The sequence below is a fragment of the Lysobacter sp. M15 genome, assembly GCF_022662515.1.
In the GTDB taxonomy this organism is placed as follows: Bacteria; Pseudomonadota; Gammaproteobacteria; order Xanthomonadales; family Xanthomonadaceae; genus JAKPBU01.
This window is the reverse complement of sequence record NZ_JAKPBV010000001.1, coordinates 97,359-124,137: the sequence shown is the minus strand read 5'-3', so window position 1 is coordinate 124,137 and position 26,779 is coordinate 97,359. Positions and strand designations below refer to the sequence as shown.

Below are 26,779 nucleotides of genomic sequence, written 5' to 3'. Positions count from 1 at the left end.
GGAGAGATGACATGCCCCTGCCCCGCAAGATCCTTGTCGCGCTGTCGCTGGCGTTCCTGTGCCTGCTGGCGGCCTGCATGAGCGCGCCGCAGCGCAGCGTCGGCGAGTTCGTGGAGCGCAGCGTCGACGTCGACGGCAGCACCTACCGTTACCAGGTGTTCGTCCCGTCCAGCGCCGCTGGCGGGAAGCGGCCGCCGGTGATCCTGTTCCTGCACGGCTCCGGAGAACGCGGCAGCGACAACCACAAGCAGGTGGACGTGGGCATCGGCGGTTACGTGCGCGCGCACCTGTCGGACTTCCCGGCCATCGTGGTGTTTCCGCAGGCGCCGGAGAACATGGAATGGAACCAGGTCGCGGACATGGCCTTCGCACAGCTCGACGCCGCCACGCGCGAATTCAACGGCGATCCGGACCGCACCTACCTGACCGGCCTGTCGATGGGTGGGTACGGCACCTGGGACTACGCCCTGCGCTCGCCGCAGCGGTTCGCGGCACTGGTGCCGATCTGCGGCGGGCTGACCCATCCGGAACGCCCATCGATGAATGTGCAGGGCATCGCCGGCCTGGCCGATCCCTACGCGGCGGTCGCCGCGAAACTGCACGAAATCCCGGTCTGGATCTTCCACGGCGCGAAGGACGACACGGTTCCGCCGGAATTTTCGCGCCGCATGGATGCCGCACTGAAGGCGGCGGGCGCGAAGGACGCGCGCCATACCGAGTTTCCCGATGCCAGCCACAACAGCTGGGATCCCGCCTACCAGGAAACGCCGGCGCTGTGGCCCTGGCTGTTCGCGCAACGGAAGTAGGGTCCGCTCGAGGCGACAGCAGCCCGAACTCAGGAGCCCCCGCGCCCCATTAGCGCTTCGAGCACGGCCATCCGCACCGCCACGCCATTGCGTACCTGGCGCAGGATCAGCGACTGCGGGCCATCGGCCACGGCGTCGTCGATCTCCACGCCCCGGTTCATCGGTCCCGGATGCAGCACCACTGCATCGGGCGCTGCCCTGCGCAGGCGTTGCGGAGTCAGGCCGTAGTCGCGGTGGTAGTCCTCGAGCGAGTCGACCAGGCCTTCGGTCATGCGCTCGCGCTGCAGACGCAGCATCATCACCGCGTCCACGTGCTCCAGCGCGGCTTCGAAATCCTGGGTGACGATGCATCCCGCCAGGGTGTCGTCTTCCGGCAGCAGCGAGGCCGGTCCGCAGACGCGGATCTCGCCCGCGCCCAAGGCACGCAACGCATGCAGATCGGAGCGCGCGACCCGCGAGTGGCGCACGTCGCCGACGATCAGCACCTTCAGCTCGCGGAAATCCGTCCCTTTCGCCTGGCGCAGGGTCAGCATGTCGAGCAGACCCTGGGTGGGATGCGCGCTGCGCCCGTCGCCGGCATTGAGCAGGGCGGTTCCGGGCGCGGCGCTTGCCGCCAGTTCGGCCACCGCGCCATCGTGGGCATGTCGCACCACGAAGCCACGCACCCCCATCGCCTCGATGTTGCGCAGCGTGTCGAGCGCGGTCTCGCCCTTGGTCGTGGAGGACGTGGACGCATCGAAGCCCAGCACGTCCGCGCCAAGGCGCTGCGCGGCACGCTGGAAGCTCAGGCGCGTGCGCGTGGAGGGTTCGAAGAACAGCGTGCAGACCGCGACGCCTTCCAGCGTGGAGCGGTCGTCGATGCCGTCGAGCATCGCCTGCGCCCGGTCGAGCAGGGCCGTCAGCGTCGCCGGCGACAGGCCATCGAGCGTCAGCAGGTGGCGCAGGCGTCCATCTTGATCGACCTGGGGCATCGGAACGTCTCGTTGAAGACTCGTTGCAAACCCCTCTTCCCGGGGCAGGGTTGGGCGGACGCGCCTGTTCGCACGGCCACCACGTGTACCGCCGGCGCCGATGCGGCCGCGCCGCTTCAGACCACCTCGACGCCCTCGTTCGGCGACGCCAGCCAGCGCTCCACGATCACCGCCGCGGCTACCGCATCCAGCGCTGCAGCATCGCGGCGGCGGCGACGGCCTTCGGCACGGTCCAGCGCGAAACGCTGCGCCGCCTCGATCGAACTGGCGCGCTCATCCACCAGCACCACCGGCAGCGCGTAGCGCGCCTGCAGTTCGCGGGCGAAGGCATGCGCACGCCGCCGGATCGGCTGGTCGCCCCCGTCCAGGGTCATGGGATCGCCCACCACCAGCCCGTCGGGGCGCCATTCGCTGCGCAGCCGGTCGATCGCCGTCCAGTCCGGCTTGTCGTGATGCACGTCGATCACCGCCAGTGCGCGTGCACCGTGGCCGAAGGCGCTGCCCACCGCCACGCCGATGCGCCTGGCACCCACGTCGAAACCCAGCACGGTGCCGTCGTGGCGGATCCGGCCCGGTGTGGTCGCGACCATGGCTCAGGCATGCCCCGAATAATCCGCCATCCGCGACAGATCCACGCCGATGCGCCCGGCGGCGCTTTGCCAGCGATGCCCCACCGGCGTAGCGAACAGCAGCTCGGCATCCGCAGGCGCGGTCAGCCAGCTGTTCTCGCCCAGTTCGTATTCCAGCTGGCCGGCGCCCCAGCCGGCGCAGCCGAGCGCGACGGTGGCGTTGGGCGGACCTTCGCCGCGCGCCATGGCCTCGAGGATGTCGCGCGACGTGGTGACATACAGGCCGTCGGCGATCGCCATGCTCGAGTCCCAGGCGCGACCGCCATCGTGCAGCACGAAACCGCGCTCCGGATGCACCGGGCCGCCCGCCAGCACCGCCTGCGCGCACAGGCGCTCGTCGTCGCTGGCGATCTGCATCTGCTGCAGCACGTCGCCCAGGGTGTATTCGGAAGTGCGGTTGACCACGATGCCCATCGCGCCGTCGGCATCGTGCTGGCAGATCAGGGTCACGCTGCGCGCGAAGTTGGGATCGGCCAGCGCGGGCAGCGCGATGAGCAGCTGGTTGGCGAAGGACACTTCCCCGTTCATGACCCCCATTCTACCGGCTAGGATGGTGGCCGGCTTCCCGCCGTCACTGCCGGAACTCCCATGTCGGGTTACTGCGACTTCGCCCCCGGGCACCCCGTCCACGCCTCCTACCATGCGACCGAATACGGATTCCCGCAGCGCGAGGAGTCGGCCCTGTTCGAGCGCCTGCTGCTGGAGATCAACCAGGCCGGCCTGAGCTGGGAAACCATCCTGAAGAAGCGGGACGGTTTCCGGCGCGCCTACCACGACTTCGACGTCGACACGGTCGCGGGCTATGGCGAGCGCGATCGTGCACGGCTGCTGGCCGACCCCGGCATCATCCGCAACCGGCTCAAGGTGGATGCGGCGATCCACAACGCGCAGGTGGTGCGGGGGCTGCGCGACTCGCATGGCGGCTTCGCCGAATGGCTCGACGCGCATGCCCGCAACGATGGACAGACGCGCAGCAAGGCAGACTGGGTCAAGCTGTTCCGCAAGACCTTCCGCTTCACCGGCGGCGAGATCACTGGCGAATTCCTGATGAGCCTGGGCTACCTGCCCGGCGCGCACCATGAGGCGTGCCCCGTCCAGCGCAAGCTCGCGAAGCTGCGGCCACGACCGATGTGGATGCGCCCATAGGGTGCCCCCTGGCGCACCATCGATCGATCGACGGCAGCGGTGCGCACGGGGGCGACTTATTTCACGCCGAACTGGATCTCGTCGGGTGTGGCAAGGCGCACGTCCACGACTTCCACATCGAGCTTGAAGGTCTTGCCCGCCAGCGGATGGTTGCCGTCCACGCCGATGCTGTCCTCGTCGACCGAGGTCACCATCACGTCCAGCGGGCCGCGCGCGGTCCGGGCCTGCAGCCTGCTTCCCACCACCGGCGCCGTCGTACCGTTGAAGGCCGAACGCGGCAGGGTCTGCACCAGCTCAGGATGATGCGGGCCGAACCCATGCTGCGGCTCGACGGTCACCTCGAAGCGGTCGCCAGCCTTGCGGCCTTCGAGCGCCCGCTCCAGCGCCGGGATGATGCCGCCGCCGCCCTGCAGATGCAGCAGCGGTGCATGGCCCTGGGTACTTGCGAGGGTGTTGCCGCTGTCGTCCGTCAGGGTGAAATGGACGGTGGCGACACGGCGATCGGCGATTTCCATGGAACGTCCCTGGTTGCATGCGAAGCCGCGATCATGCGGCCGGCGACGTAAAAGATTCGCATATGCGGAGCTGGCTGCGCAAAAAAAAAGGGGCGCCATGCGCCCCTTTCGACGTCGGGTGCGGCGCGGGGAATCAGCGCACCTCTGCGACCTCGACCCCATCCATGCCCTGGGCCAGGGTCTGCGCGTCGCCGCCCTGGGCCAGTTTGATCCGCAGGCGCACCTCGTTCTGCGAATCGGCGTAGCGCAGCGCGTCCTCGTAGCTGATCTCGCCGGCCTGGTACAGCTCGAACAGGCTCTGGTCGAAGGTCTTCATGCCCAGTTGCACCGAGTCCTTCATCACTTCCTTGAGCTTGTGGATCTCGCCGTCGCGGATGTAGTCCTGGACCAGCGGCGTGCCGAGCAGGATCTCCATCGCCACCCGCCGCCCCTTGCCGTCCGGCGTCGGGATCAGCTGCTGCGCGACCACGCCCTTCAGGTTCAGCGACAGGTCCATCAGCAGCTGGCCGCGGCGGTCTTCGGGAAAGAAGTTGATGATCCGGTCCATCGCCTGGTTGGCATTGTTGGCGTGCAGGGTGCACAGCACCAGGTGGCCGGTTTCGGCGAAGGCGATGGCATGGTCCATGCCCTCGCGGGTGCGCACCTCGCCGATCATGATCACGTCGGGCGCCTGGCGCAGGGTGTTCTTCAGCGCGTTGTCCCAGCTGTCGGTGTCGATCCCGACCTCGCGCTGCGTGATGATGCAGCCTTCGTGCTTGTGCACGAATTCGATCGGATCCTCGATCGTGATGATGTGCCCGGTCGAGTTCAGGTTGCGGTAGCCGATCATCGCCGCGAGCGAGGTCGATTTGCCGGTGCCGGTGGCGCCGACGAAGATGATGATCCCGCGCTTGGTCATCGCCAGGGTCTTGACGATCGGCGGCAGGTTCAGCTCCTCGACGCTCGGAATCTTGGTCTCGATCCGGCGCAGCACCATGCCCACCTGGTTGCGCTGGTAGAAGCAGCTGATGCGGAAGCGTCCCACCCCGGCCACGCCGATCGCGAAGTTGCATTCGTGGGTGCGCTCGAATTCCTCGCGCTGCGGCGGGCTCATGACGTTCAGCACCAGGTCGCGGCTCTGCTGCGGCGTCAACGGCTCCTGGGTGATGGGCGAGATCTTGCCGTGGACCTTCATCGACGGCGGCATGCCCGCGGTGATGAACAGATCCGACGCCTTCTGATGCGCCATCAGCTTGAGGAACGAGGTGAAATCGATGGTGCTCATGGCTGTGCTCCGGTCGCGCCGTCACTCGAACAGGCGCTTGTCCTTGGCGTATTCACGGGCCTGCTGCTTGGCCACCTGGCCGCGCTTGACCAGGTCCTGCAGGTGCTGGTCCAGGGTCATCATGCCGTGCTGCTGGCCGGTCTGGATCGACGAATACATCTGCGCGACCTTGTCCTCGCGGATCAGGTTGCGGATCGCCGGGGTGCCGACCATGATCTCCCACGCCGCGGTGCGGCCGCCGCCGATCTTCTTCAGCAGCGCCTGGCTGATCACCGCGCGCAGCGATTCGGACAGCATCGAGCGCACCATCGGCTTCTCGCCGGCCGGGAACACGTCGATGATGCGGTCGATGGTCTTGGCCGCGCTCGAGGTATGCAGGGTGGCGAACACCAGGTGGCCGGTCTCCGCGGCGGTCAGCGCCAGGCGGATGGTCTCGATGTCGCGCATTTCGCCGACCAGGATGTAGTCCGGGTCTTCGCGCAGCGCCGAGCGCAGAGCCTCATTGAAGCCGTGGGTGTCGCGGTGCACCTCGCGCTGGTTGATCAGGCACTTCTGCGAGGTATGCACGAATTCGATCGGATCCTCGATCGAGAGGATGTGCGCGTATTCGCTCTTGTTGACGTGGTCGAGCATCGCCGCCAGCGTGGTCGACTTGCCCGAGCCGGTCGGTCCGGTCACCAGGATCAGGCCCTGCGGCTGGTCGATCAGGTCGCGGAAGATCGCAGGGCAGCCCAGGTCCTCCAGGGTCAGCACCTGCGAGGGAATGGTGCGGAACACCGCGCCCGCGCCGCGGTTCTGGTTGAAGGCATTGACGCGGAACCGCGCCAGCCCGGGAATCTCGAATGAGAAGTCCACTTCGAGGAACTCCTCGAAGTCGCGGCGCTGCTTGTCCGACATGATGTCGTAGACCAGCGCATGGACCTGCTTGTGGTCGAAGGCCGGGACGTTGATCCGGCGCACGTCGCCGTCCACCCGGATCATCGGCGGCAGCCCCGCGGACAGATGCAGGTCCGAGGCCTTGTTCTTGACCGAAAACGCCAACAGTTCGGCGATATCCATGCGTGCTCCCCTGCACTCGAATGGAACGGCAGCTGATATTTGGGTTGTGTGCCCCCTCGGGCCAGTATAGCGCCGCCACCCCAGCACCAAACTGCCAACTCCATCGTACTCCCAACAGGATGTCCCGACTTGCTCGCGAACGATCTGCACGAGGTCCTGCAAGCTCTTGATAACGCGGCACGGCAGCTGGATCGGCCAGCGCCGCGCCTGCTCGCGGTCTCCAAGACCCAGCCGCCCGAGGCGATCCGCGCCCTTGCCGGACTGGGTCAGCGCGCCTTCGGCGAAAACTATGTGCAGGAAGCACTGCGCAAGCAGGCGGCGCTGGCCGGGCTCGAACTGGAGTGGCACCTGATCGGGCACCTGCAGTCGAACAAGGCCGCCGACGCGGCGCGGGCCTTCGACTGGGTCCAGAGCGTCGACCGGGCCAAGCTGGTGGACGCGCTGGCCCGGCACCGGCCCTCGGACCTACCGCCGCTGAACATGCTGGTCCAGGTGAACATCGATGATGAAACCAGCAAGCACGGCTGCCGGCCGGATGAGGTCGATGCACTGGCCGCCGCCATCGCCTTGCAGCCGCGGCTGACCCTGCGTGGACTGATGGCGATTCCGTCCCCGGGGCCGGACCTGCGCCGGCGTCGGCAGGCCTTCGCCGCGATGAAACGCCTGTTCGATGCGCTTGCGGGGCGCTTCCCGACCATCGACACCCTGTCGATGGGCATGAGCGAGGATTACCTGGCGGCCTTCGAGGAAGGCGCCACCATGGTGCGGATCGGCACCGCGCTGTTCGGCGCCCGCAAAAGACCCGTGTCGGGCCAACCCGATATGCTCGGCTGAATCCAGGCACCATCCGGCACCATGACTCCCAACACCCGACCCGAGGCATCCGGAACCATCGCTTTCATCGGCGGCGGCAACATGGCGCGCAGCCTGGTCGGCGGACTGATTGCGCGCGGGGCCGACCCCGGCGCGATCCGCGTCGCCGAACCGATGGCCGCGCTTCGCGAAGCGCTGGCGGCGGATTTCGGTGTGCGCGCGTTCGACACCGGCTCGCAGGCCGTGGCGGATGCCGCGACCTGGGTGTTCGCCGTGAAGCCGCAGGTGATGCGCGAGGTCTGCGAAACGCTGGCACCCCAGGCCCAGGCTACAAAGCCCCTGGTGGTGTCGATCGCAGCCGGCATCACTGCGGCCCAGCTCGACCGCTGGCTCGGCGGCGGCCTCGCCGTGGTGCGGACGATGCCGAATACCCCCGCCCTTCTCGGCGCGGGCGTCACCGGCCTGTTCGCAAACGCGCGGGTCGATGCGGCGCAACGACTGGCCGCCGAACGCCTGCTCTCCAGCGCCGGCGCGACCGTCTGGATCGAGGATGAAGCGCTGATGGACGCGGTCACGGCCGTGTCCGGCAGCGGCCCGGCCTATGTCTTCCTGCTGGCCGAGGCGATGCAGGCCGCGGGCCAGACGCAGGGACTGCCGCCGGAAGTCGCCAGCACCCTGACCCTGCACACGCTGCTCGGCGCCGCGCGCATGCTCACCGAAGGCGATGCCAATGCGACCGAACTGCGCCGGCGTGTGACTTCCCCCGGGGGCACGACCCAGGCCGCGATCGAAACCTTCGAGGCAGGCGGCTTCCGGGAACTCGTCGCCCGCGCGATCGCCCACGCCGCCGCGCGCGGAGGCGAGCTGTCGCGTGCCAACGACTGACATGCCGACTGGCGGGCCTGCGCGGTTTTCCGTCTTACTGGCGGGCGCGTGCCTGGCCATCCTGGCCGGCTGCGGCAGCGAGCGGACGATGCCGGCGTCCAACGAGGCGGACGCACCCGCCGAGCTGCGCACCGGCGAGGTCACGGTGCGCGCGACGACCCTGCCCACCGCGCGGCTCAACCCGGCCATGGCTCGCCAATACGCGATTGCGCCCGATGCCGACAGCGTGCTGCTGGTGATTGGCATGCGCCGCGGCCCACAATCGCAGGAAGCCTCGGTCGCCGGGCGCGTGAGCGCATCGGCCAGCGATCTGCTGGGCAACCGGCAGACGATCGAGCTGCGCGAGATCCGCAGCGAGGATTTCATCGATTACGTCGGAACGGCGCGGGTGTCGATGCCGGACACCTTGCGGTTCGAGATTGTGGCCAAGCCGGATGGCGCGCCCGTGGCGACCCTGCGCTTCCATCGCGACTTCTTTCCCTGACCTGTAGGAGCGGGGGGGGGGGGGGGGGCGGAAAACCGGAGGTTGAGGAGAGGCCGCCCGGCGGGCCCAACACACATAAACCCGTCCGCGGCCTCGCTCTTCTCCTCACCCCCCCGTTTGTTTTCCCGCCCCCCCCCCCCCCCCGCTCCTACAAGAGTTACCGCGTTGCCCAGGCCCGCACGACCTTGGCGATTTCCTGCACTCCATCGGTCAGCGCCGCCGGTCCGGGCTGCAGGATCAGCGGGGACTTCACCTCGTGCAGCTCGCCGTCGCGCACCGCGGGAATCGCCTGCCAGCCCAGGCGGGCGGCGACCTTGTCGGGACGGAATTTCTTGCCGCACCAGGAGCCCAGGATCAGGTCGGGCGCGCGGCGGATCACCTCGTCCGGGTCTTCAAGGATCCGCGCCTTGGCCAGCGGTTCGAGCGCACGTTCGGGAAAGATGTCGTCCCCGCCGGCGATCCGGATCAGCTCCGCCACCCAGCGGATACCCGTGATCGGCGGTTCGTCCCATTCCTCGAAGTACACCTTCGGCCGGCGCGGCAGGGCCGCGCTTGCGCGTTCGATGTCGTCCAGCCCCGCCCGCAGTCCGTCCGCATAGGCCTGCGCGCGCGGCCCGGCGCCCACCAGCGCGCCGAGCCGCACCACGTAATCCAGGATGCCCGCCACGCTGCGGTGGTTGCTGATCCACACTTCGACCCCGTTGCGGATCAGCTCGGCGGCGATGTCGGCCTGGATATCGGAGAAGCCGACCACGAAATCCGGCTGCAGCTTCAGGATCTCACCGATCTTCGCGCTGGTGAACGCGCTGACCTTGGGTTTTTCCCGGCGCGCGATCGCTGGCCGCACGGTGAAGCCGCTGATGCCGACGATGCGCTGCTGCTCGCCGAGCGCGTACAGCACCTCGGTGGGTTCCTCTGTGAGGCAGACGATCCGCTGCGGACCGGACATCCCGGTCAGTCCGATGCCAGCGGCTTGCGGAAATACACCACGCGTTCGGTTTCCTCGAACCCGCAGGCCGCGTGCGCGGCATGCGATGCGGCATTATCGAGCAGCGCATCGGATGCCAGTTCGCTGCAGCCGCGCTCCTGCGACCAGCATTCCACCGCCGCCACCAGGGCACGGCCGACACCGCGCCCGCGCCATTCCGGCGCCACGTACCACCCCTCCAGAAACCCCACCGGCGAGCTGCCGGTGCCGTTGACGTAATCGTGGCGCAAGGTCGCCTCGGCAAACCCGATGGCGCTGCCGCCGGCATCGCAGGCCAGGAACGCCACTGCGTCGCGCGCGGCGTCAATCTGGCGCGCCATCTCCGCCGTGGCGGCCACATCCGCTTCGTCCGGCCACAGCGCCACGCGCATCGCGCTCCAGGCCGGCGCGTCGGCGAGCGTGGCCGGACGCACGTCGAACCCCGCGTGCGCCCGGGGCGTGCCTTCCGCGCTCACGGAAACAGCATCCGCTTGGTCCACACGCTGGCCGCGTCGCGCTCGTAGAGCCAGCGCTCGTGCAGGCGGAATTGCGCGCCGTACCAGAATTCGATCCGGCGCGGGCGCACACGCAGGCCGGTCCAGCGCGGCGGACGCGGAATCTCGCGGCCTTGGAAGTCGGCTTCCACGCGCTGGCAGCGTTGCTCGAACGTCTCGGCGGATTCCAGGGTCTCGGACTGCTTCGATGCCCACGCGCCGACCTGGCTGCCGCGCGGACGCGAGGCGAAATAGGCATCGGCTTCATCGGCCGGCACTTCATGCACCCGGCCCTCGATGCGCACCTGCACGCCATCGCGCACCCGCGGCCAGTGGAACAGCAGGGCGGCGTGGGGATTGGCCTGCAGTTCGCGGCCCTTGCGGCCATCGAGGTGGGTGTAGAAGGCGAAACCGCGCGCGTCGTGCGACTTGAGCAGCACCATCCGTACCGACGGCCGCGCGTCCAGGGTCGAGGTGGCGACGGCCATCGCGGTGCGGTCGGGCTCGCCCGCGGCCAGCGCTTCGTCGAACAGGCGATCGAACGTGTCCAGCGCTTCGGCGTAAAGGTCGGTCATCGAATCGCGATCCAGTCGTTTTCGGGGCCGCGCACGGCGGCGACGTGGGCTATTGTCGCGCGATGGACCCGACCACGCACCCGACTTGCGGCCATGGCTTCGCACCGGCCTTCGTGGAACGCGTGCTCGTAGACGCGCTGCTGGCCACCCGGAGCGATGCCGCGGCCTGCTACGGCATCACCGGCCTGCAGGGCAGCGGCAAGACCACGCTGGCCCACCAGGTCGCCGCGCTGGCAGCGCTGCGTGGGCGCAGCGTGACGGTGCTGTCGATCGACGACTTCTACCTGGACCAGCCCGAACGCGAATCGCTCGCACGCGAGGTGCACCCACTGCTCGCCACGCGCGGCCCACCGGGCACGCACGACCTCGCACTGGCCTGCGCCACGATCGACGCACTGTGCGCGGGCGAAAGCGTGCCCCTGCCACGATTCGACAAGCTCACCGATCGCCGGATACCGCAATCCGGATGGCCAAACTCCGGGCGTACGGACCTGGTGATCCTGGAAGGCTGGTTCAACCAGGTGCCGCCCCAGACCGACACGGAGCTGGCCCCGCCGGTCAACGCGCTCGAACGCGACGAGGATGCGCAGGGCACCTGGCGGCGCTACTGCAACACTGCGCTGGGCCGCGACTACCCCGCGCTGTGGCGGCGCATCGACCGGTCGCTGTTCCTGCAGGGACCGGGCTTCGAGGTCGTGCCGGCCTGGCGCTGGCAACAGGAACAGACCCTGCAGGCGGCGAACCCGGGGCGCCACGCAATGACCCAGGCGCAGGTGCTGCGTTTCGTGCAGTTCTTCGAGCGGGTCAGCCGGCAGGCGCTGGCGACGCTGCCGGGAATCGCCGATGTGGTGGTGCGGCTAGATGGGATGCGGCGGGTACAGAGCTGAACGTCGCCACGCGCGCCTTGGCTCCTTCGCTGGCCCACCCTGCGGCGTGCGGCCGCGTTGGTTGATGGTTCCCTGGTGCCGTCGTTCCTGCGCAGGCGGGGACCCAAGGACGTTGTCGCTGCGTTGCGGGGCCCGACATTTCGCTCTTAGGAGCAGAGCTTTCGCCTGCGGCGAGTTACTTTCTTTGCTGGTGCAAAGAAAGTAACCAAAGAAAGCACCTCAGTGGATCCACATCGCTCAAGGGATATGGATGCCGAAGCAATTTTCGGACTCGCCATCCATGGCTCGATCCGAAAACGGCGGCCATCCATGGCCGCCGCCCCTTCGGGGTTTCCGGGTACTTGTAGCTACTGGTGGAACAAGAAGGTCAAAGACTTGCGCCAGCAATTCACCGATCGCGCCTGGAGCCAATGGCTCGACCAAGCCTTTGACGTTCCCGACCCTGCGCATGCGACCTGCATCCGGACACCCGGAGGGCGGCCGGCATGGATGCCGGCCGTTTTCGGAGCGGACAGGGATGTCCGCTGCGAAAATGGCAATGACACCGCACACCCCTTGAGCGGGTTTGATCTCACGAGAAAGGTGCTTTCTTTTGGTTACTTTTCTTTGCACCAGCAAAGAAAAGTAACTCGCCGGCAGGCGAAAGCTCTGCTCTTATAGCTGCTGATGCGTCCAGACTTGCGGAACTCAGGCCCAACGTCCTTGGACCTCGTCTTCCACTCGGGCAGGCTCTGCGCGACGACGAGGAAATCAAGGAGTCATCGGGGGCTTGCGGCCACTCGCTGTAGGGCGAACTCGCGAAGATCAACAACGCCCCGTTGGCGCCAGATCACTCCCCAGGCCGCGATGCAGATGCATCGCGGCCGTTGCTGTCGACTCGGCGCCTAGTGCACGATGAAACTGATCTTCATGTTGACCCGCCACTCCTGGATGCTGCCATCCCCATTGGTGACCACCTTGATCTCGTTGACCCAGGCCCCCTGGATGTTCTTGACGGTCTCGGCGCACTTGGCCAGGCCGCCCTTGACCGCATCCTCGACGCTGGTTTTCGACGATGCGCTCAGCTCGATCACTTTCACTACCGACATCCGGGATTCTCCTTGCGGCTGGCGCACTGGCGCCGGAACCGGCAGCGTAGGCGCGCGCGTGTTAATCCCCGGTTGTTAAGATCGCGGCGCATGAATCCCTCCGCCAATCTCGTCCTCGTCGGCCCCATGGGAGCCGGCAAGACCTCCATCGGCAGGCGCCTGGCCGGGCGCTTCGCCCTGCCGTTCGTGGATGCCGACCGCGAGATCGAGGCGCATACCGGCGCCACCGTCGCCACCATCTTCGAGTGCGAGGGCGAGAGCGGGTTTCGCCTGCGCGAACGCACCCTGCTCGCGGAACTGCTGCAGGGTTCCGGCCATGTGATCGCCACCGGCGGCGGCGCGGTGCTCGATCCGGACAATCGCCGGCTGCTGCGCGAACACGGCTTCGTGGTGCACCTGCACGCCGACGTCGCCGCCCAGCTCGCCCGCCTGGCGCGCGACCGCACCCGACCGCTGCTGCAGCGCGAGGACCGCGAGGAGGTCCTGCAGGCATTGGCCCGGAATCGCGCGCCCTTGTACGCGGAGGTCGCCGACCTGTACTACGACACCAGCCACCAGTCCTGCAGCGAAGCCGCTGGCCAGCTCGCCGTGCTGCTGTCCGCACAATGGCAGCGTCGCGCGGCGCCGCAGGATGCCGCCTGATGGGCGCGTCGATCGCAACGGTCGAGGTCGACGGCGCCCAGCCCTACCGGATCGACATCGGCGGCGGCCTGCTGGCGGACAGCGCACGGCTCGGCCGGCATTGGCGCGGGCGCCACGCACTGGTGGTCAGCGACGACCAGGTGGCGCCGCGGTACGCCGACGCTCTGGAAGCCGCCCTTGCGCGTGCAAAGCCGCAGGCGCGCATCGCCCGCTTCGTGCTGCCGGCGGGTGAGGCATCGAAGACGCTGGACACCTTCGCCGGCTGCATCGATGCCCTGGCCGCGCTGGGGGCGACCCGCGATGCCTGCGTGTTCGCCCTGGGCGGCGGCGTGGTCGGCGACCTCGCCGGGTTCGCGGCGGCGTGCTGGATGCGCGGCATCGACTGCGTGCAGCTGCCCACCACGCTACTGGCGATGGTCGATTCCTCGGTGGGCGGCAAGACCGCGATCGACATCCCGGCTGGCAAGAACCTGCTCGGCGCGTTTCATCCCCCGCGCGCGGTGCTGGCCGATACCGACACCCTGCGCACCCTGCCCGCGCGCGAACTGCGCGCGGGGCTCGCGGAAGTGGTGAAGTACGGCGCGATCGTCGACGCGCCGTTCCTCGACTGGCTCGAGGCCAACGCCGACGCATTGCTGGCCATGGACGCCGCTGCGCTGGCCGAGGCCATCGCCCGCAGCTGTGCGCACAAGGCGGCGATCGTGGCGCGCGACCCCCTGGAACATGGCGAACGCGCCCTGCTCAACTTCGGCCACACCTTCGGCCATGCAGTCGAGGCCGAGCAAGGCTATGGCGAAGGCCTCAACCATGGCGAGGCCGTCGCGGTAGGCATGGTGCTGGCCGCGCGCCTGTCCACGCGGCTGGGCATGGCCGACGAGCACGATGCGCTGCGCCTGCAGGCACTGCTGGAACGCTTCGGCCTGCCCACGCGGATGCCGCCCGGGCTCGACCCGCAGGCGCTGGTGGCGCGCATGCGTCTGGACAAGAAGGCCGTCGGCGACGGGCTGCGCTTCATCCTGTGGGATGGCGCGGGCCGGGCCCGCATCGTCGCAGGAGTGGACGAAGCGGCGGTCGCGCAGCTGCTCGCCACGACCTAGCCAACAGGCGCGTCCCCACGCACCCGTCGATGCTGTCGGGCGCGTGCGGCGCAGGCCATGGTCGATCAGCTTCGCCAGCCGCCCAAGCGCCGGAGCCGGGCCAGCCCTACAATATTTCCCCATGCGCCTGCTGCTGCAACAACGTCCCGACGGCCGCGAAGCCCCGCGCTTCGTGCAGCTGATGCTCGAGCCGGACCTGCTCGGCGGCTGGGCGCTGGTGCGCGAAACCGGCCAGATCGGCGGCCGGAGCACCCTGCGTCGCGAGCAGTATCTGGACCAGGCCAGCGCAATGGCGGCGCTGGAACATGCGCGCGATGCACAGCTAAAAAGGGGATTCCAGCTGATGTTCGCGCAGGGTGTCGATGCGCCGAAAAGCTAGGAACCATCGCCTCGCCCCTCCACTCCGTTCGTCCTGAGCGTAGGCGCGCAGCGCCGAAGTCGAAGGGCGCCTTTCGCCGAACCGATCGACCAGCTCGAAATCCTGTACCCAGGAAGTCACATGCAAAGAGCGTCCTTCGACTCCGCTTCGCTACGCTCAGGACGACCGGTTTATTGATGTACAGAGAACGCATTTGAACGTTGACCGCTTGAAGAACGACCGCTTCCTCCGCGCCCTGCGCCGCGAGCCCGTGGACCGCACGCCCATCTGGCTGATGCGCCAGGCCGGCCGCTACCTGCCCGAATACCGCGAGACGCGGCGCAGGGCCGGCAGCTTCCTGGCGATGGCGCAGAACCCCGACATCGCCTGCGAAATCACCCTGCAACCGCTGGCCCGCTTCGACCTGGATGCGGCGATCCTGTTTTCCGACATCCTCACCATCCCCGATGCCATGGGCCTGGGGCTGTATTTCGTGGAGGGCGAAGGGCCGAAATTCCGCGATCCGGTGCGCGACGCCGCAGCGATCGCCAAACTGGGCGTGCCCGACATGGAACGCGAACTGCGCTACGTGATGGACGCGGTGCGCACCATCCGCGCCGAGTTGGACGGCAAGGTTCCGCTGATCGGCTTCTCGGGCAGTCCCTGGACCCTGGCCTGCTACATGGTCGAAGGCGGCGGCAGCAAGGATTTCGCGCGGATCAAGGCGATGGCGCTGAACGATCCGCAGGCGCTGCATGCGCTGCTGTCGGTGAACACCGACGCGGTGATCGCGTACCTGTCGGCGCAGCGCGCGGCCGGCGCGCAGGCGCTGCAGGTGTTCGATACCTGGGGCGGCGTGCTCAGCCCGGCGATGTACCGCGAATTCTCGCTGCCCTACCTGACCCGCATCGCCGCGGAACTCGAGCGCGGCGCGGGCGTCGAACGCACCCCACTGATCCTGTTCGGCAAGGGCAACAGCGCCCATCTCGAAGCCCTGGCCGACTGCGGCACCGACGCCGTGGGAGTGGACTGGCTGGTGGAACTGGGCGAGGCCGCGCGCCGGACCGGCGGCAAGGTCGCGCTGCAGGGCAACCTCGATCCGGCCGCGCTGTACGGCTCGCCCGAGGCGATCCGCCGCGAGGCACGTCGCGCACTCGACAGCTATCGCGACGGCAACGCCGGTTCGCGCGAGGGCCATGTGTTCAATCTGGGCCACGGCATGTCGCCGGACATGGACCCCGAACATGTCGCGGTGCTGGTGGACGAGGTGCATCGCTACAGCGCACGCTGACTTGCCGAGTGGGAGCGGCTTCCGCCGCGAATGCTCTTTGTTGCCCGTGGCAATGACCGGTGCGTCCAGCTTCCTTGAAAGCAATCGCGGCCGAGGCCGCTCCCACTGGCTGCCCGATCAGGCCATCGCCGCCTCGATCGCGCGCGCCAGCATCGCGCCGGTCAGCGGCTTGCGCAGGAAGCCGTCGAAACCGGCAGCGCGCGCCAGCGGCTCGGCTTCGGCGTCGGCACGGGCAGTCACCGCCACCAGCGGCTTGGCGAAGCCCTGCGCGCGCAGCTGGCGCGCCAAGGCCAACCCATCGATACCGGGCAGGTCCAGGTCCAGCAAGCCGAGATCGAAGGCCCGACCGGATACTTCGGCCAGCGCCGCCAAGCCATGGGGGACGTGCACGACCTGGTGCCCCTGCGCCTGCAGCAGGCCCACCAGGACTTCGGCGACCGTGGGGTCGTCCTCCACCAGCAGCAGGCACAGCGGCCCGGTGGAGGCCGTTTCGCCGGACGCGGTTTCGCCGCCGTGCCCGACGCTTACTTCCACTGCGGCGGGCAGGGGCAGGTCCACGATGAAGCGGGTGCCCTTGCCCGGCGTGCTTTCCACGTCGATACGCCCGCCCATCGCCGCGGCGAGCTCCTGGCTGATCGCAAGCCCAAGCCCGCTGCCGCCGTAGCGGGCCGCGGTGCGTGCGCCTTCGGCCTGCTCGAACCTGCGGAACAGGCGTTGCTGCTGCTCCTCGTTGAGCCCCGGGCCGCTGTCGGTCACCGCGAAGCGCACGCCGCCGCCGGCCAGCGGCATGGCTTCGAGCGCGACGAATCCGCGTTCGGTGAACTTGATCGCATTGCCGAGCAGATTCATCAGGATCTGGGCCACACGCGTCCGGTCGCCGCGCAGGGCACGCGGCGCGCTGCCATCGATGGCATCGCTGAACTGCAGGCCGCGTCGCTCGGCGAGCGGCGCCATCAGGCCGACCACGTCGTGCATCAGGGCGGACAGCGAAAACTCCCCGCTTTCCAGCTGCAGCTTGCCGGCTTCGATCCGGGCCAGGTCCAGGGCATCGTTGACCAGACGCAGGAGATGCTCGCCAGCGCGTCGGATCGAGGTCACGTGGCTGCGCTGCTCCGCGTCCAGGTCGGTCGCGAGCAGCAATTCGCTCATGCCCAGCACGCCGGTCATCGGGGTGCGGACTTCGTGTCCGAGCATGGCCAGGAAACGCGTCTTGGCTTCGGACGCCTGCTCGGCCACGGCCCGCTGGTGCTTGGCCAGCTGCCAGGCATGGCGACGCTTCAAGCGCAGGCGATAGGCGTGCGCCGCCCACCACAGCAGCGAGAGCAGGGTCAGTCCGAAGACCGCATAAGCCCAGGGCGTGCGCCACCACGGCGGCGGCATGCGCAAGTCCAGGAACTGCGATGGGCTCCATTCCCCGTCCACGGTGCGCGCCTGTACCGCCAGGCGATAGCTACCCGGCGCAAGCGTGGCGAACAGGCGCTCGCCGGTGGCATCGGCGTCGACCCACCCGGGATCGTAGCCCTGCAAACGGAAACGGTAGCGATGGGCGTGCACGTCGGTGAACGAGAGCAGGCGCGCCACGATGCGCAGGTCGCGATCGCCCGGCTTGAGCACGATCGCGCCCGAACGCGGCAGCTCGACCCGCCGCTCGCCGCGGCGCACGCCAACGGAGGCAATGGCCAGCGTCGGCACCCGATCGCTCCACTGGATCTGCTGCGGATGGAACAGCAGCAGGCCGTCCGCGGTTCCGACCGCGAGATAGCCCAGGGGCGAGAGCTGGATCGGGCTGTCGCTGAACTCCTGGCTCGGCAGTCCGTCGCGCACTCCGAAGACGCGTACGCGCTTGCGCTGCGGGTCGTAGCGGACCAGTCCGCGCATGCTGGTCATCCACAGCGTCCCGACGCCGTCCACGGTGACGCCGCTCGGCGCGACCATCGGCAGACCCTGTTCCGCGCCGACGCTGGCGGCTTGGACCAGGCGCGCACCGTCCCAGCGCCAAGCCGAGAGGGTGCCCATGCCGGTCAGCCAGACCATGTCGCGCCCGGCCACGGTGAAGGCCGACAGCGGCCGGCGCGGCGCGCCTGGCACCGGCTCGATCCGGCGCGCGCCGTCGTTCCACATCCACAGCCCGTCGCTGGTCGCCAGCCACAGCCCGCCGTCGGGCGCGATCGCGAGCTGGCTCACCAGCGCATCGGCGCGCAGGCCACGCCCGTCGCCGGCCACGAGTTGTTCAAGCACACGTCCGGCGGTGCTGCGCAACTGCAGCACGTTGCCGTCGGTCAGCCACAGGGCACCGTCACCGCGTTCGGTCATTGCCGAAATCAAACCCGCGGGCGGCGCATCGATCGAGTCCCCAGCCCGCCAGCGCGTGGCTGCGCGGCTGCCGGGGTCCACCCGCACCAGTTCGCCACGGCAGCCGATCCAGACACTCCCATCGCCGGTCTGCAGCACGGATTGCGCGCGCACTTCGCCGCAGACATTGCGCAGCACGTGTTCGATGCGGCCGGTCTGCGGGTCGAGGCGATCGAGCACCCCGCCGCTGCCCACCAGCCACAGCCCGTTGTCGTGCGCCGGCGCGACGCCGTGCACGAAGGCATTGGCGGGCGTGCCCGGATCGTCCACGCGCCGGGTGAGCAGGCTGAAATCGCGCCAGTTGGACGGCAGGTGCCACAGGCCCGAATCGCTGCTGCCGAACCACAGGCCGCCTTCCCGATCCTCGTAGGCCGCGCTCCACGCCGGGCGCACCAGCCCGCGGCTGGTGGTGCTGTACAGGGGCACGTCCTGCACCAGGCCGCGGCGCTCGCGCGCCAGCCCGCTGCGGGTATCCAGCCAACGCGCGCCCTGCCGGTCCTGCAGCAGGACCTGCAAGGCTGGCCCTCCCAGTACCGGATCGGAGAACGGCATGCGCTCGATGCGGCCGGTGCGCCGGCGCACCTGGCCTTCGCCGCTGACGCCCATCCACAGGTCGCCGGCGTCGTCCACGGTCAGCGAGTCCACCCGGTGCACGCTGCCGAGCATCGCCAAACTGGCAAAGCCGCTGCCGGTCCAGAGCGCGACCCCACCGGTCGTCGCCACCCACAGGCTGCCGGTGTCATCGACTCTCAGTGCCGTGACGCTGTCGGCGGGCAGGCTCGCCGCATCGCCCGGCCGGTGCACGAAACGCCGGATGCGTCCGTCCGCTCCCAGCCTATGCAAGCCGCCTCCCGCGGTACCGAACCACAGCGCACCGTCGCGCGTGCGTTCCAGGCTCCAGACCTCGTTGCTACCGATGGCTGGATGCGAGGTCCGGTCGAAATGGCGGAAGCTGCGCCGTTCGGCATCCAGCACCGACAGTCCCGCATTGCGGGTGCCGATCCAGACCCGATCCTGCGCATCAACGCGCACGCTCCAGACGAAGTTGTCGCGCAGGCCGTTGCCGACCCGCCAGACACGGAAGCCCACGCCGTCATAGCGCGCCAGCCCGTCGCGGGTGGCGATCCACAGATAACCCTGGCGATCTTCCGCAATCGCGTTGACGCGATTCGACGGCATGCCGTCGAGCACGCTCAGCTGGCGCGGCTGCGGCGTATCGGGTATGGCCGCACGGCCCACGCCCGCCAGCAGCAGGCATGTCCACGCAGCCACGATTCCGAGCCGGCCCGCCCCTCGCCGCATCCGAACCTCCTTGCCCGAGCCCCGCCGCATGCTCGCAATGGACCGTTGCGCGCGCAAGCGGCACGGTTCACCCGCCCACGCCTAGAATCGCTGCGATTCCCTTCCTGGCTTTGCTCGATGCGCGCATCCGGCCTGCTCCTGGCCTTCCTGCTGTCGACCTCACCCCTGGTCGCCCAGGCCGAGGCCGTGCGCTACGAACTGGATCCGGTCCACACCCGGGTCCTGTTCGCGGTGAGCCACGCCGGGTTCTCGCACGCGCTCGGCACCGTCTCCGGCAGCACCGGCGAGCTGTGGTTCGACCCGGACGACTGGTCGAGTGCCCGCCTGCAGGCCAGCGTGCCGATGACGCGCCTCGATCTGGGCGACCCGAAATGGAACCGCGCGGCGCTGGCGAAGAATCTGCTCGATGCCGACGACCATCCGGTGGCGACCTTCGTGTCCACCCGCGTCGAGCCCATCGATGCGACCCATGCCGCGGTCTTCGGCACGCTGACGCTGCATGGCGTGTCGAAGGAGGTGAAGCTGGATGTGACCCTCAACGCCGCGAGGCGTCATCCGATGCCGCCCTTCCGGCGAACGGTGGGTTTTTCGGCGACCGCTGCCCTCAGCCGCAAGGACTTCAGTATCGACGCCTGGCCGAGCGTGATCGGCGACGCGGTGGAGCTGCGGATCGAAGCCGAGGCGACGCGCGCAAGGCAACCCGACGACGAACCAGCCGACGAGATCGAAGCCACGGATCCCGCGACGAACCCGGTCGATACCCCAACGCCACCGGAAGCCGAACAACCGCCGGCGGGACCACCCGCGCCGTCCGGCATTCCGGACACGACCGTACCCGCGATACCGGAGCCGGCGCCGTGAGCCTGAAGAACACCGCAACCGAATGGGGCTGGCTCAGCAAACTGTTCCACTGGCTGATCGTGCTGCTGATCCTGGGCCAGGGGAGCGTCGGCCTGTGGATGGTGACCCTGCGCAACAGCCCGGACAAGATCCAGCTCTACGCGCTGCACAAGTCGTTCGGCCTGACCATTCTCGCGCTGGCGCTGCTGCGGCTCCTGTGGCGCCTGTATTCGGGCGTACCGCGCCCGGTCCCCGGCATGCCGCGCTGGCAGGAGCGCATTGCCGACCTGTCGCACTGGGGCCTGTATGTCCTGCTGTTCGCGATCCCGATCAGCGGCTGGGTCCTGAATTCCGCCGCCGGCTTTCCGCTGCAGTGGTTCGGCCTGTTCAACCTGCCGCGAATCGCCGGCAAGGACGAGGGCCTGCACGAATTCGCCGAGCAGGCGCACGAACTGCTGTTCTGGACCCTCGTCGGCGTGGCGCTCGTGCATGTCGCCGCAGCGTTCTACCACCACCTGTTCCAGCGCGATGCCACGCTCGCGCGCATGCTGCCCAAAGGCTGGTTGCGTCTGGAGCAACCGCTCGACCCGATCGAGGATTCACGCAATGCGTAAGACCCTGTTCGCCGCTGCGCTCGTGCTTGTTTCGTCCACCAGCGCCTTCGCCGCCGATTACGCGCAGGCACCCGGTTCGCGTCTGACGTTCGCCGGCACCTACCAGGGCGAAGTGTTCACCGGGTATTTCCCTGGCTTCGCGACCCGGCTCTCGTTCGACCCGAAACAACTGGCGGGCGCGAAGCTGGATGTCGTGATCCCGATGGCGAGCGCGACGACCGAGAATGCCGACTACGACGGCGAGTTGCGTGGCAGCGCGTTCTTCGATGCCGGCAAGTTCGCGCAGGCACGCTATACGGCGACCCGGTTCCGTGCGCTCGGCGGCAACCAGTACGCGGCCGACGGTACCCTCGCCCTGCGCGGCGTGAGCAAGCCCGTCACCCTGACCTTCACCTGGACGCCGGGCGCCAGGCCGGTGCTGGCCGGCAAGGCCACGGTCCGCCGTCTCGACTTCGGCGTCGGCGGCGGCGAGTGGGCCGATACATCACTGATCCCGAACGCGATCGCCATCAGCACCAAGGTCGTGTTCGAACCCGCACCGTGAGTTCGCGGAAGCTTCCGCGGGCGTCTGACTAACCGGCTGCGCCGATCGCCGCCAGCGCGGCTGGATCGAACGGCCAATCCAGCTCGACTCCATTCGCGTCGTCGCGAAATACCGGCACCCGTTCCCCATAGCGCGCTTCCAGCGCATCATCGCCGTCGATCCATACGCTCTCGAACTCCGGCACCCGGGCGGCCGCCAGTACGCCCAGCGCCTGGTCGCATAGCGGGCAGTCGTCACGCTGGTACAGGATCAGCCGCGGCATCGCTCGCCCGGTTCATTCGGAGGCAGGGCGTAGAATCTTCGCATGGCCGTCAGCACCTTCGACCTTTACAAGATCGGCATCGGACCGAGCTCATCGCATACGGTCGGTCCGATGCGCGCGGCTGCGCGTTTCGTCGAACGCTGGCTGGTGGAACCGGGGCGGCTATCGGACGTGGCCCGGGTCCGCGCCGAAGTGTTCGGCTCGCTGGCGCTGACCGGTCGCGGCCACGGTACCGACAAGGCGGTGCTGATGGGGCTCGAAGGCCAATGGCCGAACCTGATCGATCCCGACGTCATTCCCAAGGCCCTGGAACGCATCCGCAGCGAGCGCAGGATCCGGCTGCACGGCAGGCACGAAGTCGACTTCGACGAGAAGCGCGACCTGGTGATGAACAAGCGCCAGAAGCTGCCCTACCATACCAACGGCATGCGCTTCGCGGCCTATGACGCCGACGGCAACGAGCTCGCCACGCGCGACTACTACTCGGTCGGTGGCGGTTTCGTCGTCAACCAGGACGAAGCCGCCGAGGACCGCATCGTCGCCGACACCACGCCGCTGCCGTATCCGTTTTCCAGCGGCGACGAGCTGCTCGCCCAGGCCCAGCGCAGCGGCCTGACCATCGCCCAGCTGATGTTCGAGAACGAGCAGGCCTGGCGCAGCCCGGACGAGATCCGTGCAGGACTGCGCGAATTGTGGTCGGCGATGCAGAGCTGCGTGCAGCGCGGCATCCGCCAGACCGGCACCCTGCCCGGCGGGCTGCACGTGTCGCGCCGCGCGCCGGCCCTGTTCGCCGAACTCTCGTCCAAACCCGAGGCGGCGATGCGCGATCCGCTGACCGTGCTCGACTGGGTCAACCTGTACGCACTCGCGGTGAACGAGGAGAACGCCGCTGGCGGCCGCGTCGTCACCGCGCCTACCAACGGTGCGGCCGGCATCCTGCCCGCCGTGCTGCATTACTACGACCGCTTCTGCCCCGGTGCGAACGAACAGGGCCTCTTCGATTTCCTGCTGACTGCATCGGCCATCGGCATCCTCTACAAGGAGAACGCATCGATCAGCGGCGCGGAAGTCGGCTGCCAGGGCGAGGTCGGCGTGGCCTGCTCGATGGCCGCCGGTGGCCTGGTCGCCGCGCTCGGCGGCACGCCGGGGCAGATCGAGAACGCCGCCGAGATCGGCATGGAGCACAACCTCGGCCTCACCTGCGATCCCATCGGCGGCCTGGTGCAGATCCCGTGCATCGAGCGCAATGCCATGGGCGCGGTCAAGGCGATCAATGCCGCGCGCATGGCTGTGCGCGGCGACGGCAAGCATAAGGTCAGCCTGGACAAGGTGATCAGGACCATGCGCGACACCGGTCGCGACATGCAGGACAAATACAAGGAAACCAGCCGCGGCGGGCTGGCGGTGAATGTCATCGAGTGCTGAGCCCGGGCCGGCGGCCCAACGGTAATCGCACGATCACGCCGTGGCCGGCAGGCACGCGAGAAGGCCGCATTGCGATTACGGTGCGCCCCACGACGCGGGGCGCAATGGTGCACTGCCTCATGAAAACGGTTACACAGGCCGCTAGCATGCGCCAGGTCCTTGCTCGTTCCGGAACCGCATGCCCCGCCTCGACCGCCGCCGCGCCCTGCAGCTGCTCGGAGTTGGCGCTGCCGGCCTGTCGTTGCCGCCTGCGCTCGCCCGCATCGCCCAGGAGGGCGCGGGAGCGATCGGCAAGGCGCGCAAGGACGCGCCCAACATCGTCTTGATCATGCCCGACGACCAGGCCCGGGCCGCGCTCAGCATCTACGGCAACCAGATCCTGAAGACGCCGAACATGGACCGCGTCGGCAACGAAGGCCTGCGCTTCGACCAGGCCTTTGTCACCACCTCGGTCTGCGCGCCCAGCCGCGCCAGTTTCCTCACCGGGCTGTACGCGCACAGCCATGGCGTGACCAGCAACGGCGAGGAACCGGGCTGGTATGAGCAGATGGGCCTGGCCCACGACCAGATCACCTATCCGATCCTGCTACGGCAGGCCGGCTACCACACCGCGATGGTCGGCAAGTGGCACATCAAGTCCGAGCCGACCGGCTTCGACCACTGGGCGATGCTGCGCGGCCAGGGCAGCTATTTTGATCCGGAGTTCATCGTCAACGGCGCGCCGGTCAAGTTCCTCGGCCACACCGACGACGTGATTGGCGACCAGGCGTTGGCCTACCTGCGCCAACGGCCGAAGGACAGGCCGTTCTGTCTGTGCTACCAGTTCAAGGCGCCGCACGGACCGTGGGAACCGCACCCGCGCTTCTACGACGCTTTCAAGGACGTTGAGATCCCGCTGCCATCGGGCTTCGGCGAGCCGCAACCGGAAGACGCCCCGATCGCATTCTCCCGGACCACGCAGGAGATCGCCGACATGGGCGATTTCTTCCGCGACAACGAGCGCCGCAAGGCGCAGGTGGACAAGAACCTGCCCGAAGACGAACGCCTGCGCGCGGTGTTCCAGGCCTACGTGAAGGCCTACTACCAGGTGCTGCTGGGCGTGGACGAGAACGTCGGCCGCGTGCTCGATTACCTGGACCAGGAGGGACTGGCCGAGAACACCATCGTCGTCTATACCTCGGACAATGGCGCCTTCCTGGGCGAACACGGCTTCTACGACAAGCGGCTGATGCTGGAGCCGTCGATCCGCGTGCCGATGCTGATCCGCTGGCCCGGCCATATCGAAGCAGGCCGTGTCGACACCGACAACATGGTGCTGAACATCGATGTCGCGCCTACCTTCCTGGAGCTGGCCGGCGTCGAGGTGCCGGACTGGATGCAGGGGCGCAGCTGGAAGCCGCTGCTGGAAAACAAGAAGGCGGACTGGCGCGATGACTTCCTCTACGAGTGGTACGAATATCCGGCCGTGCATTGCGCGCGCAAGCACCATGGCGTGCGCAGCGAACGCTGGAAGCTGATCCACTTCTGGCAGGAGCCGGACGAGTGGGCGCTTTACGACCTGCACAACGACCCGGGCGAGACGGACAACCTGGTCGAGGATCCGCAGCACGCCGACACCGTCGCGCGGCTGAAGCGCCGCATCGACACGTTGCGCGCCGAGACCGGCGACACCGGCGAGCCGGGTGAAGTCCTGCCGAAGCTGGAACCGGGCAAGTGCCCGGCATGACCATGATCCCTCGTAGGAGCGACGTCAGTCACGATCTCTCGCCTTGCTTGGTAATCAAGGAACATCGCGACGAAGCCTGCCGCGGACCCGATCCGGGGTCGCTCCTACCGATACCGGGGGCCGCATGACCACATGCAATGACCGCCGTAACGCGCTGAAGCGACTCGCCGGCGCCTCGCTCGGCCTATCGCTGGCGCCGCTGTTCGGCGGCTGCGCACCGGGCGTGGTGCGGTCGCGCAGCGCGCGCCGGCCCAACATCGTCTTCATCATGACCGACGACCATGCGCGCTCGGCGATGAGCCTGTACGGCAATGCGATCCTGCAGACGCCCAACCTGGATCGGATCGGCAACGAAGGCCTGCGTTTTGACCAGGCCTTCGTCACCAACGCGCTGTGCCTGCCCAGCCGCGCGAGCTTCCTTACCGGCCAGTATTCGCATACCCACGGCATGCGCACCAACGGCGAGGAAGCCGGCTTCACCCGCGAGCCGCCGTTGCGCAACGCGCAGACTTGGCCGCTGCTGCTGCGCACGGCCGGTTACCACACCGGCATGGTCGGCAAGTGGCATATCAACACCCTGCCGGAAGGCTACGACTATACGGCCATGATCCGCGGCCAGGGCAGCTACTTCGATCCCGAGATGTGGGTGCAGGGCCAATGGCGGGCACAGCGCGGGCATACCGACGATGTGATCGGCGGGCACGCCCTGCGCTTCGTGAAGGAGGCGCCGCGCGACCGTCCCTTCGCCCTGCTCTACCAGTTCAAGGCGCCGCATCGCGACTGGAACCCGGCGCCGCGCTTCCGCGACCGCTTCGAAGACGTCGAGATTCCGCTGCCGCCAAGCTTCGAGGAATCACTGGAGGCGCGCTCCCGGGCCGTGCGGGGCACGATGATGCGCATCGCCGAGATGCCGGACTTCCGCAAGGGCAAGATCGGCGAGCCCGCGGGGGAAGCCCTTGCGAAAGCCAACTTCCAGCAGTTCATGCGCAATTACTACCGCGTGCTGCTGGGCGTGGACGAGAACATCGGCCGCTTCCTGGACCATCTCGCGCACAGCGGCATGGCCGAGGACACGCTGGTGGTCTACACCACCGACAACGGCTTCTTCCTCGGCGAACACGGGCTGTTCGACAAGCGGCTGATGTACGAGCCGTCGATCCGCATCCCGTTGCTGCTGCGCTGGCCCGGCGGCATGGAAGCGGGCCGCGTCGACGATGCCCATTTCGCGCTCAATATCGACCTGGCGCCGACCCTGCTGGACCTGGGCGGCGCCACAATTCCCCATGCGATGCAGGGCGAAAGCTGGAGGCCACTGATCGAACGGCGCGCGACCGACTGGCGCCAGGACTTCCTGTACGAGTACTACGAATATCCGGGCGTGCATTGCGTGCGGCCCCATCGCGGCGTGCGCAACGCGCGCTGGAAGCTGATCGAGTTCTGGCGCGAACCGAGCGAGTACGAACTGTACGACCTGCAGGCCGACCCGCAGGAACGCAACAACCTGGCGCACGACCCCGCGCACGCGCAGACTCTCTCGCAACTACGCGCGCGCCTGGCCGAGCTGCGCGCCCGGTACGACGACCACGATCCACCGGATTACCTGCCCGAACAGCAGCAGCCACAGCAGTGCCATTACGGCGGCTGAGCCCCCCACGACGCGACGCAAAAATGGCGCGCTGAAGTCGCTCCGGAACCTCTGAATTTGATCGTCATTGCCGCGAAAGCGGAAGCGCTTTTCAACAG

29 protein-coding genes are annotated in these 26,779 nt (G+C 68.3%); 17 read left to right on the top strand and 12 right to left on the bottom strand.

Going from position 1 to position 26,779, the window contains the following annotated elements; genetic code table 11:
• Positions 1–11: 11 nt before the first annotated feature.
• On the top strand, positions 12–806 hold the full coding sequence (locus MC380_RS00520; protein WP_242104614.1) for an alpha/beta hydrolase-fold protein: 795 nt from the start codon (positions 12–14) through the stop codon (positions 804–806).
• Between the two features lie 29 nt (positions 807–835).
• Here the strand turns inward: MC380_RS00520 and MC380_RS00515 are convergent, their stop codons facing one another.
• From MC380_RS00515 to MC380_RS00505, 3 genes are all read right to left on the bottom strand, one after another.
• On the bottom strand, positions 836–1,777 hold the full coding sequence (locus MC380_RS00515) for an aspartate carbamoyltransferase catalytic subunit (RefSeq protein WP_242162418.1): 942 nt from the start codon (positions 1,775–1,777) through the stop codon (positions 836–838).
• Between the two features lie 116 nt (positions 1,778–1,893).
• A complete protein-coding gene (ruvX, locus tag MC380_RS00510; protein WP_242162416.1) occupies positions 1,894–2,367 on the bottom strand; it encodes a Holliday junction resolvase RuvX in 474 nt (157 codons plus the stop codon).
• A gap of 3 nt (positions 2,368–2,370) precedes the next feature.
• A complete protein-coding gene (locus MC380_RS00505) occupies positions 2,371–2,934 on the bottom strand; it encodes a YqgE/AlgH family protein (protein ID WP_242104617.1) in 564 nt (187 codons plus the stop codon).
• Between the two features lie 60 nt (positions 2,935–2,994).
• Here MC380_RS00505 and MC380_RS00500 point away from each other — a divergent pair, with 60 nt between their 5' ends.
• Positions 2,995–3,552 carry a DNA-3-methyladenine glycosylase I gene (locus tag MC380_RS00500; RefSeq protein WP_242162414.1) on the top strand — a complete coding sequence of 186 codons (558 nt, stop codon included), beginning with the start codon at positions 2,995–2,997 and terminating at the stop codon, positions 3,550–3,552.
• 56 nt (positions 3,553–3,608) lie between these two features.
• Here MC380_RS00500 and MC380_RS00495 read toward each other — a convergent pair whose 3' ends face one another.
• From MC380_RS00495 to MC380_RS00485, 3 genes are all read right to left on the bottom strand, one after another.
• Entirely contained in the window at positions 3,609–4,067 is a 459-nt protein-coding gene (locus MC380_RS00495; RefSeq protein ID WP_242162412.1) for a peptidylprolyl isomerase, read from the bottom strand.
• Between the two features lie 133 nt (positions 4,068–4,200).
• Positions 4,201–5,331 carry a PilT/PilU family type 4a pilus ATPase gene (locus MC380_RS00490; RefSeq protein WP_242104620.1) on the bottom strand — a complete coding sequence of 377 codons (1,131 nt, stop codon included), beginning with the start codon at positions 5,329–5,331 and terminating at the stop codon, positions 4,201–4,203.
• Between the two features lie 21 nt (positions 5,332–5,352).
• Positions 5,353–6,390, bottom strand: a complete 1,038-nt coding sequence (locus MC380_RS00485) for a type IV pilus twitching motility protein PilT (protein ID WP_242104621.1) — start codon at positions 6,388–6,390, stop codon at positions 5,353–5,355.
• 144 nt (positions 6,391–6,534) lie between these two features.
• Here MC380_RS00485 and MC380_RS00480 point away from each other — a divergent pair, with 144 nt between their 5' ends.
• The 3 genes from MC380_RS00480 (at position 6,535) to MC380_RS00470 (ending at position 8,572) form a co-directional block, all read left to right on the top strand.
• Positions 6,535–7,224: a YggS family pyridoxal phosphate-dependent enzyme gene (locus tag MC380_RS00480; RefSeq protein ID WP_242162476.1), complete on the top strand. Its 690-nt coding sequence runs from the start codon at positions 6,535–6,537 to the stop codon at positions 7,222–7,224.
• A gap of 21 nt (positions 7,225–7,245) precedes the next feature.
• The gene (proC, locus tag MC380_RS00475) at positions 7,246–8,088 is read left to right on the top strand and encodes a pyrroline-5-carboxylate reductase (RefSeq protein ID WP_242162410.1); all 843 of its coding nucleotides are present in this window, start codon (positions 7,246–7,248) and stop codon (positions 8,086–8,088) included.
• An 88-nt stretch (positions 8,089–8,176) separates the two neighbouring features.
• A complete protein-coding gene (locus MC380_RS00470; RefSeq protein ID WP_242104622.1) occupies positions 8,177–8,572 on the top strand; it encodes a DUF4426 domain-containing protein in 396 nt (131 codons plus the stop codon).
• Between the two features lie 157 nt (positions 8,573–8,729).
• Here MC380_RS00470 and MC380_RS00465 read toward each other — a convergent pair whose 3' ends face one another.
• From MC380_RS00465 to pdxH, 3 genes are read right to left on the bottom strand one after another with little or no spacing between them, the layout of a single operon-like run.
• Positions 8,730–9,521, bottom strand: coding sequence for an ABC transporter substrate-binding protein (locus MC380_RS00465; protein ID WP_242104623.1), 792 nt, complete (start codon positions 9,519–9,521; stop codon positions 8,730–8,732).
• 5 nt (positions 9,522–9,526) lie between these two features.
• Positions 9,527–9,973 carry an aminoglycoside 6'-N-acetyltransferase gene (gene aac(6'), locus MC380_RS00460; RefSeq protein WP_343223511.1) on the bottom strand — a complete coding sequence of 149 codons (447 nt, stop codon included), beginning with the start codon at positions 9,971–9,973 and terminating at the stop codon, positions 9,527–9,529.
• Positions 9,974–10,011: 38 nt separating this feature from the next.
• Positions 10,012–10,608, bottom strand: coding sequence for a pyridoxamine 5'-phosphate oxidase (pdxH, locus tag MC380_RS00455; RefSeq protein WP_242162407.1), 597 nt, complete (start codon positions 10,606–10,608; stop codon positions 10,012–10,014).
• Positions 10,609–10,670: 62 nt separating this feature from the next.
• Between pdxH and MC380_RS00450 the strand changes: the two genes are divergently transcribed.
• Both MC380_RS00450 and MC380_RS00445 read left to right on the top strand, forming a co-directional pair.
• Entirely contained in the window at positions 10,671–11,495 is an 825-nt protein-coding gene (locus MC380_RS00450; protein ID WP_242162405.1) for a kinase, read from the top strand.
• A gap of 246 nt (positions 11,496–11,741) precedes the next feature.
• Entirely contained in the window at positions 11,742–12,155 is a 414-nt protein-coding gene (locus MC380_RS00445; RefSeq protein WP_242162403.1) for a hypothetical protein, read from the top strand.
• A 224-nt stretch (positions 12,156–12,379) separates the two neighbouring features.
• On the opposite strand, the gene MC380_RS00440 is transcribed toward MC380_RS00445, so the two are convergent.
• Positions 12,380–12,583, bottom strand: coding sequence for a dodecin family protein (locus MC380_RS00440; protein ID WP_242101239.1), 204 nt, complete (start codon positions 12,581–12,583; stop codon positions 12,380–12,382).
• A gap of 90 nt (positions 12,584–12,673) precedes the next feature.
• Here MC380_RS00440 and MC380_RS00435 point away from each other — a divergent pair, with 90 nt between their 5' ends.
• The 4 genes from MC380_RS00435 to hemE all read left to right on the top strand — a co-directional run bounded on the left by MC380_RS00435 (position 12,674) and on the right by hemE (position 15,971).
• Complete coding sequence (locus MC380_RS00435) at positions 12,674–13,225, top strand: shikimate kinase (protein ID WP_242101240.1); 552 nt, start codon at positions 12,674–12,676, stop codon at positions 13,223–13,225.
• Positions 13,225–14,322, top strand: a complete 1,098-nt coding sequence (gene aroB, locus MC380_RS00430) for a 3-dehydroquinate synthase (RefSeq protein WP_242162401.1) — start codon at positions 13,225–13,227, stop codon at positions 14,320–14,322. The genes MC380_RS00435 and aroB overlap by 1 nt, the downstream gene beginning before the upstream one ends.
• 121 nt (positions 14,323–14,443) lie before the next feature.
• Positions 14,444–14,701 (top strand): WGR domain-containing protein, encoded by a 258-nt coding sequence (locus tag MC380_RS00425; RefSeq protein WP_242162399.1) that lies wholly within the window; start codon positions 14,444–14,446, stop codon positions 14,699–14,701.
• Between the two features lie 208 nt (positions 14,702–14,909).
• A complete protein-coding gene (gene hemE / locus MC380_RS00420; protein WP_242162473.1) occupies positions 14,910–15,971 on the top strand; it encodes a uroporphyrinogen decarboxylase in 1,062 nt (353 codons plus the stop codon).
• A 117-nt stretch (positions 15,972–16,088) separates the two neighbouring features.
• On the opposite strand, the gene MC380_RS00415 is transcribed toward hemE, so the two are convergent.
• Positions 16,089–19,625, bottom strand: a complete 3,537-nt coding sequence (locus MC380_RS00415) for a two-component regulator propeller domain-containing protein (RefSeq protein WP_242162397.1) — start codon at positions 19,623–19,625, stop codon at positions 16,089–16,091.
• 117 nt (positions 19,626–19,742) lie between these two features.
• Here MC380_RS00415 and MC380_RS00410 point away from each other — a divergent pair, with 117 nt between their 5' ends.
• Genes MC380_RS00410 through MC380_RS00400 form a run of 3 tightly spaced genes read left to right on the top strand, consistent with a single transcriptional unit; the run spans position 19,743 to position 21,623 of the window.
• Positions 19,743–20,486 (top strand): YceI family protein, encoded by a 744-nt coding sequence (locus tag MC380_RS00410; RefSeq protein WP_242101244.1) that lies wholly within the window; start codon positions 19,743–19,745, stop codon positions 20,484–20,486.
• Positions 20,483–21,079, top strand: coding sequence for a cytochrome b (locus MC380_RS00405; RefSeq protein ID WP_242101245.1), 597 nt, complete (start codon positions 20,483–20,485; stop codon positions 21,077–21,079). Before MC380_RS00410 ends, MC380_RS00405 begins: the two co-directional genes overlap by 4 nt.
• The gene (locus MC380_RS00400; protein ID WP_242101246.1) at positions 21,072–21,623 is read left to right on the top strand and encodes a YceI family protein; all 552 of its coding nucleotides are present in this window, start codon (positions 21,072–21,074) and stop codon (positions 21,621–21,623) included. The genes MC380_RS00405 and MC380_RS00400 overlap by 8 nt, the downstream gene beginning before the upstream one ends.
• Positions 21,624–21,651: 28 nt before the next feature.
• On the opposite strand, the gene MC380_RS00395 is transcribed toward MC380_RS00400, so the two are convergent.
• Entirely contained in the window at positions 21,652–21,885 is a 234-nt protein-coding gene (locus tag MC380_RS00395; protein ID WP_242101247.1) for a glutaredoxin family protein, read from the bottom strand.
• Between the two features lie 42 nt (positions 21,886–21,927).
• On the opposite strand from MC380_RS00395, the gene MC380_RS00390 reads away from it, so the two are divergent.
• The 3 genes from MC380_RS00390 to MC380_RS00380 all read left to right on the top strand — a co-directional run bounded on the left by MC380_RS00390 (position 21,928) and on the right by MC380_RS00380 (position 26,681).
• Positions 21,928–23,310, top strand: a complete 1,383-nt coding sequence (locus MC380_RS00390; RefSeq protein WP_242101248.1) for an L-serine ammonia-lyase — start codon at positions 21,928–21,930, stop codon at positions 23,308–23,310.
• Between the two features lie 178 nt (positions 23,311–23,488).
• A complete protein-coding gene (locus MC380_RS00385; protein ID WP_242101249.1) occupies positions 23,489–25,036 on the top strand; it encodes a sulfatase in 1,548 nt (515 codons plus the stop codon).
• Positions 25,037–25,160: 124 nt separating this feature from the next.
• On the top strand, positions 25,161–26,681 hold the full coding sequence (locus tag MC380_RS00380) for a sulfatase (RefSeq protein ID WP_242162395.1): 1,521 nt from the start codon (positions 25,161–25,163) through the stop codon (positions 26,679–26,681).
• Positions 26,682–26,779: the final 98 nt, after the last annotated feature.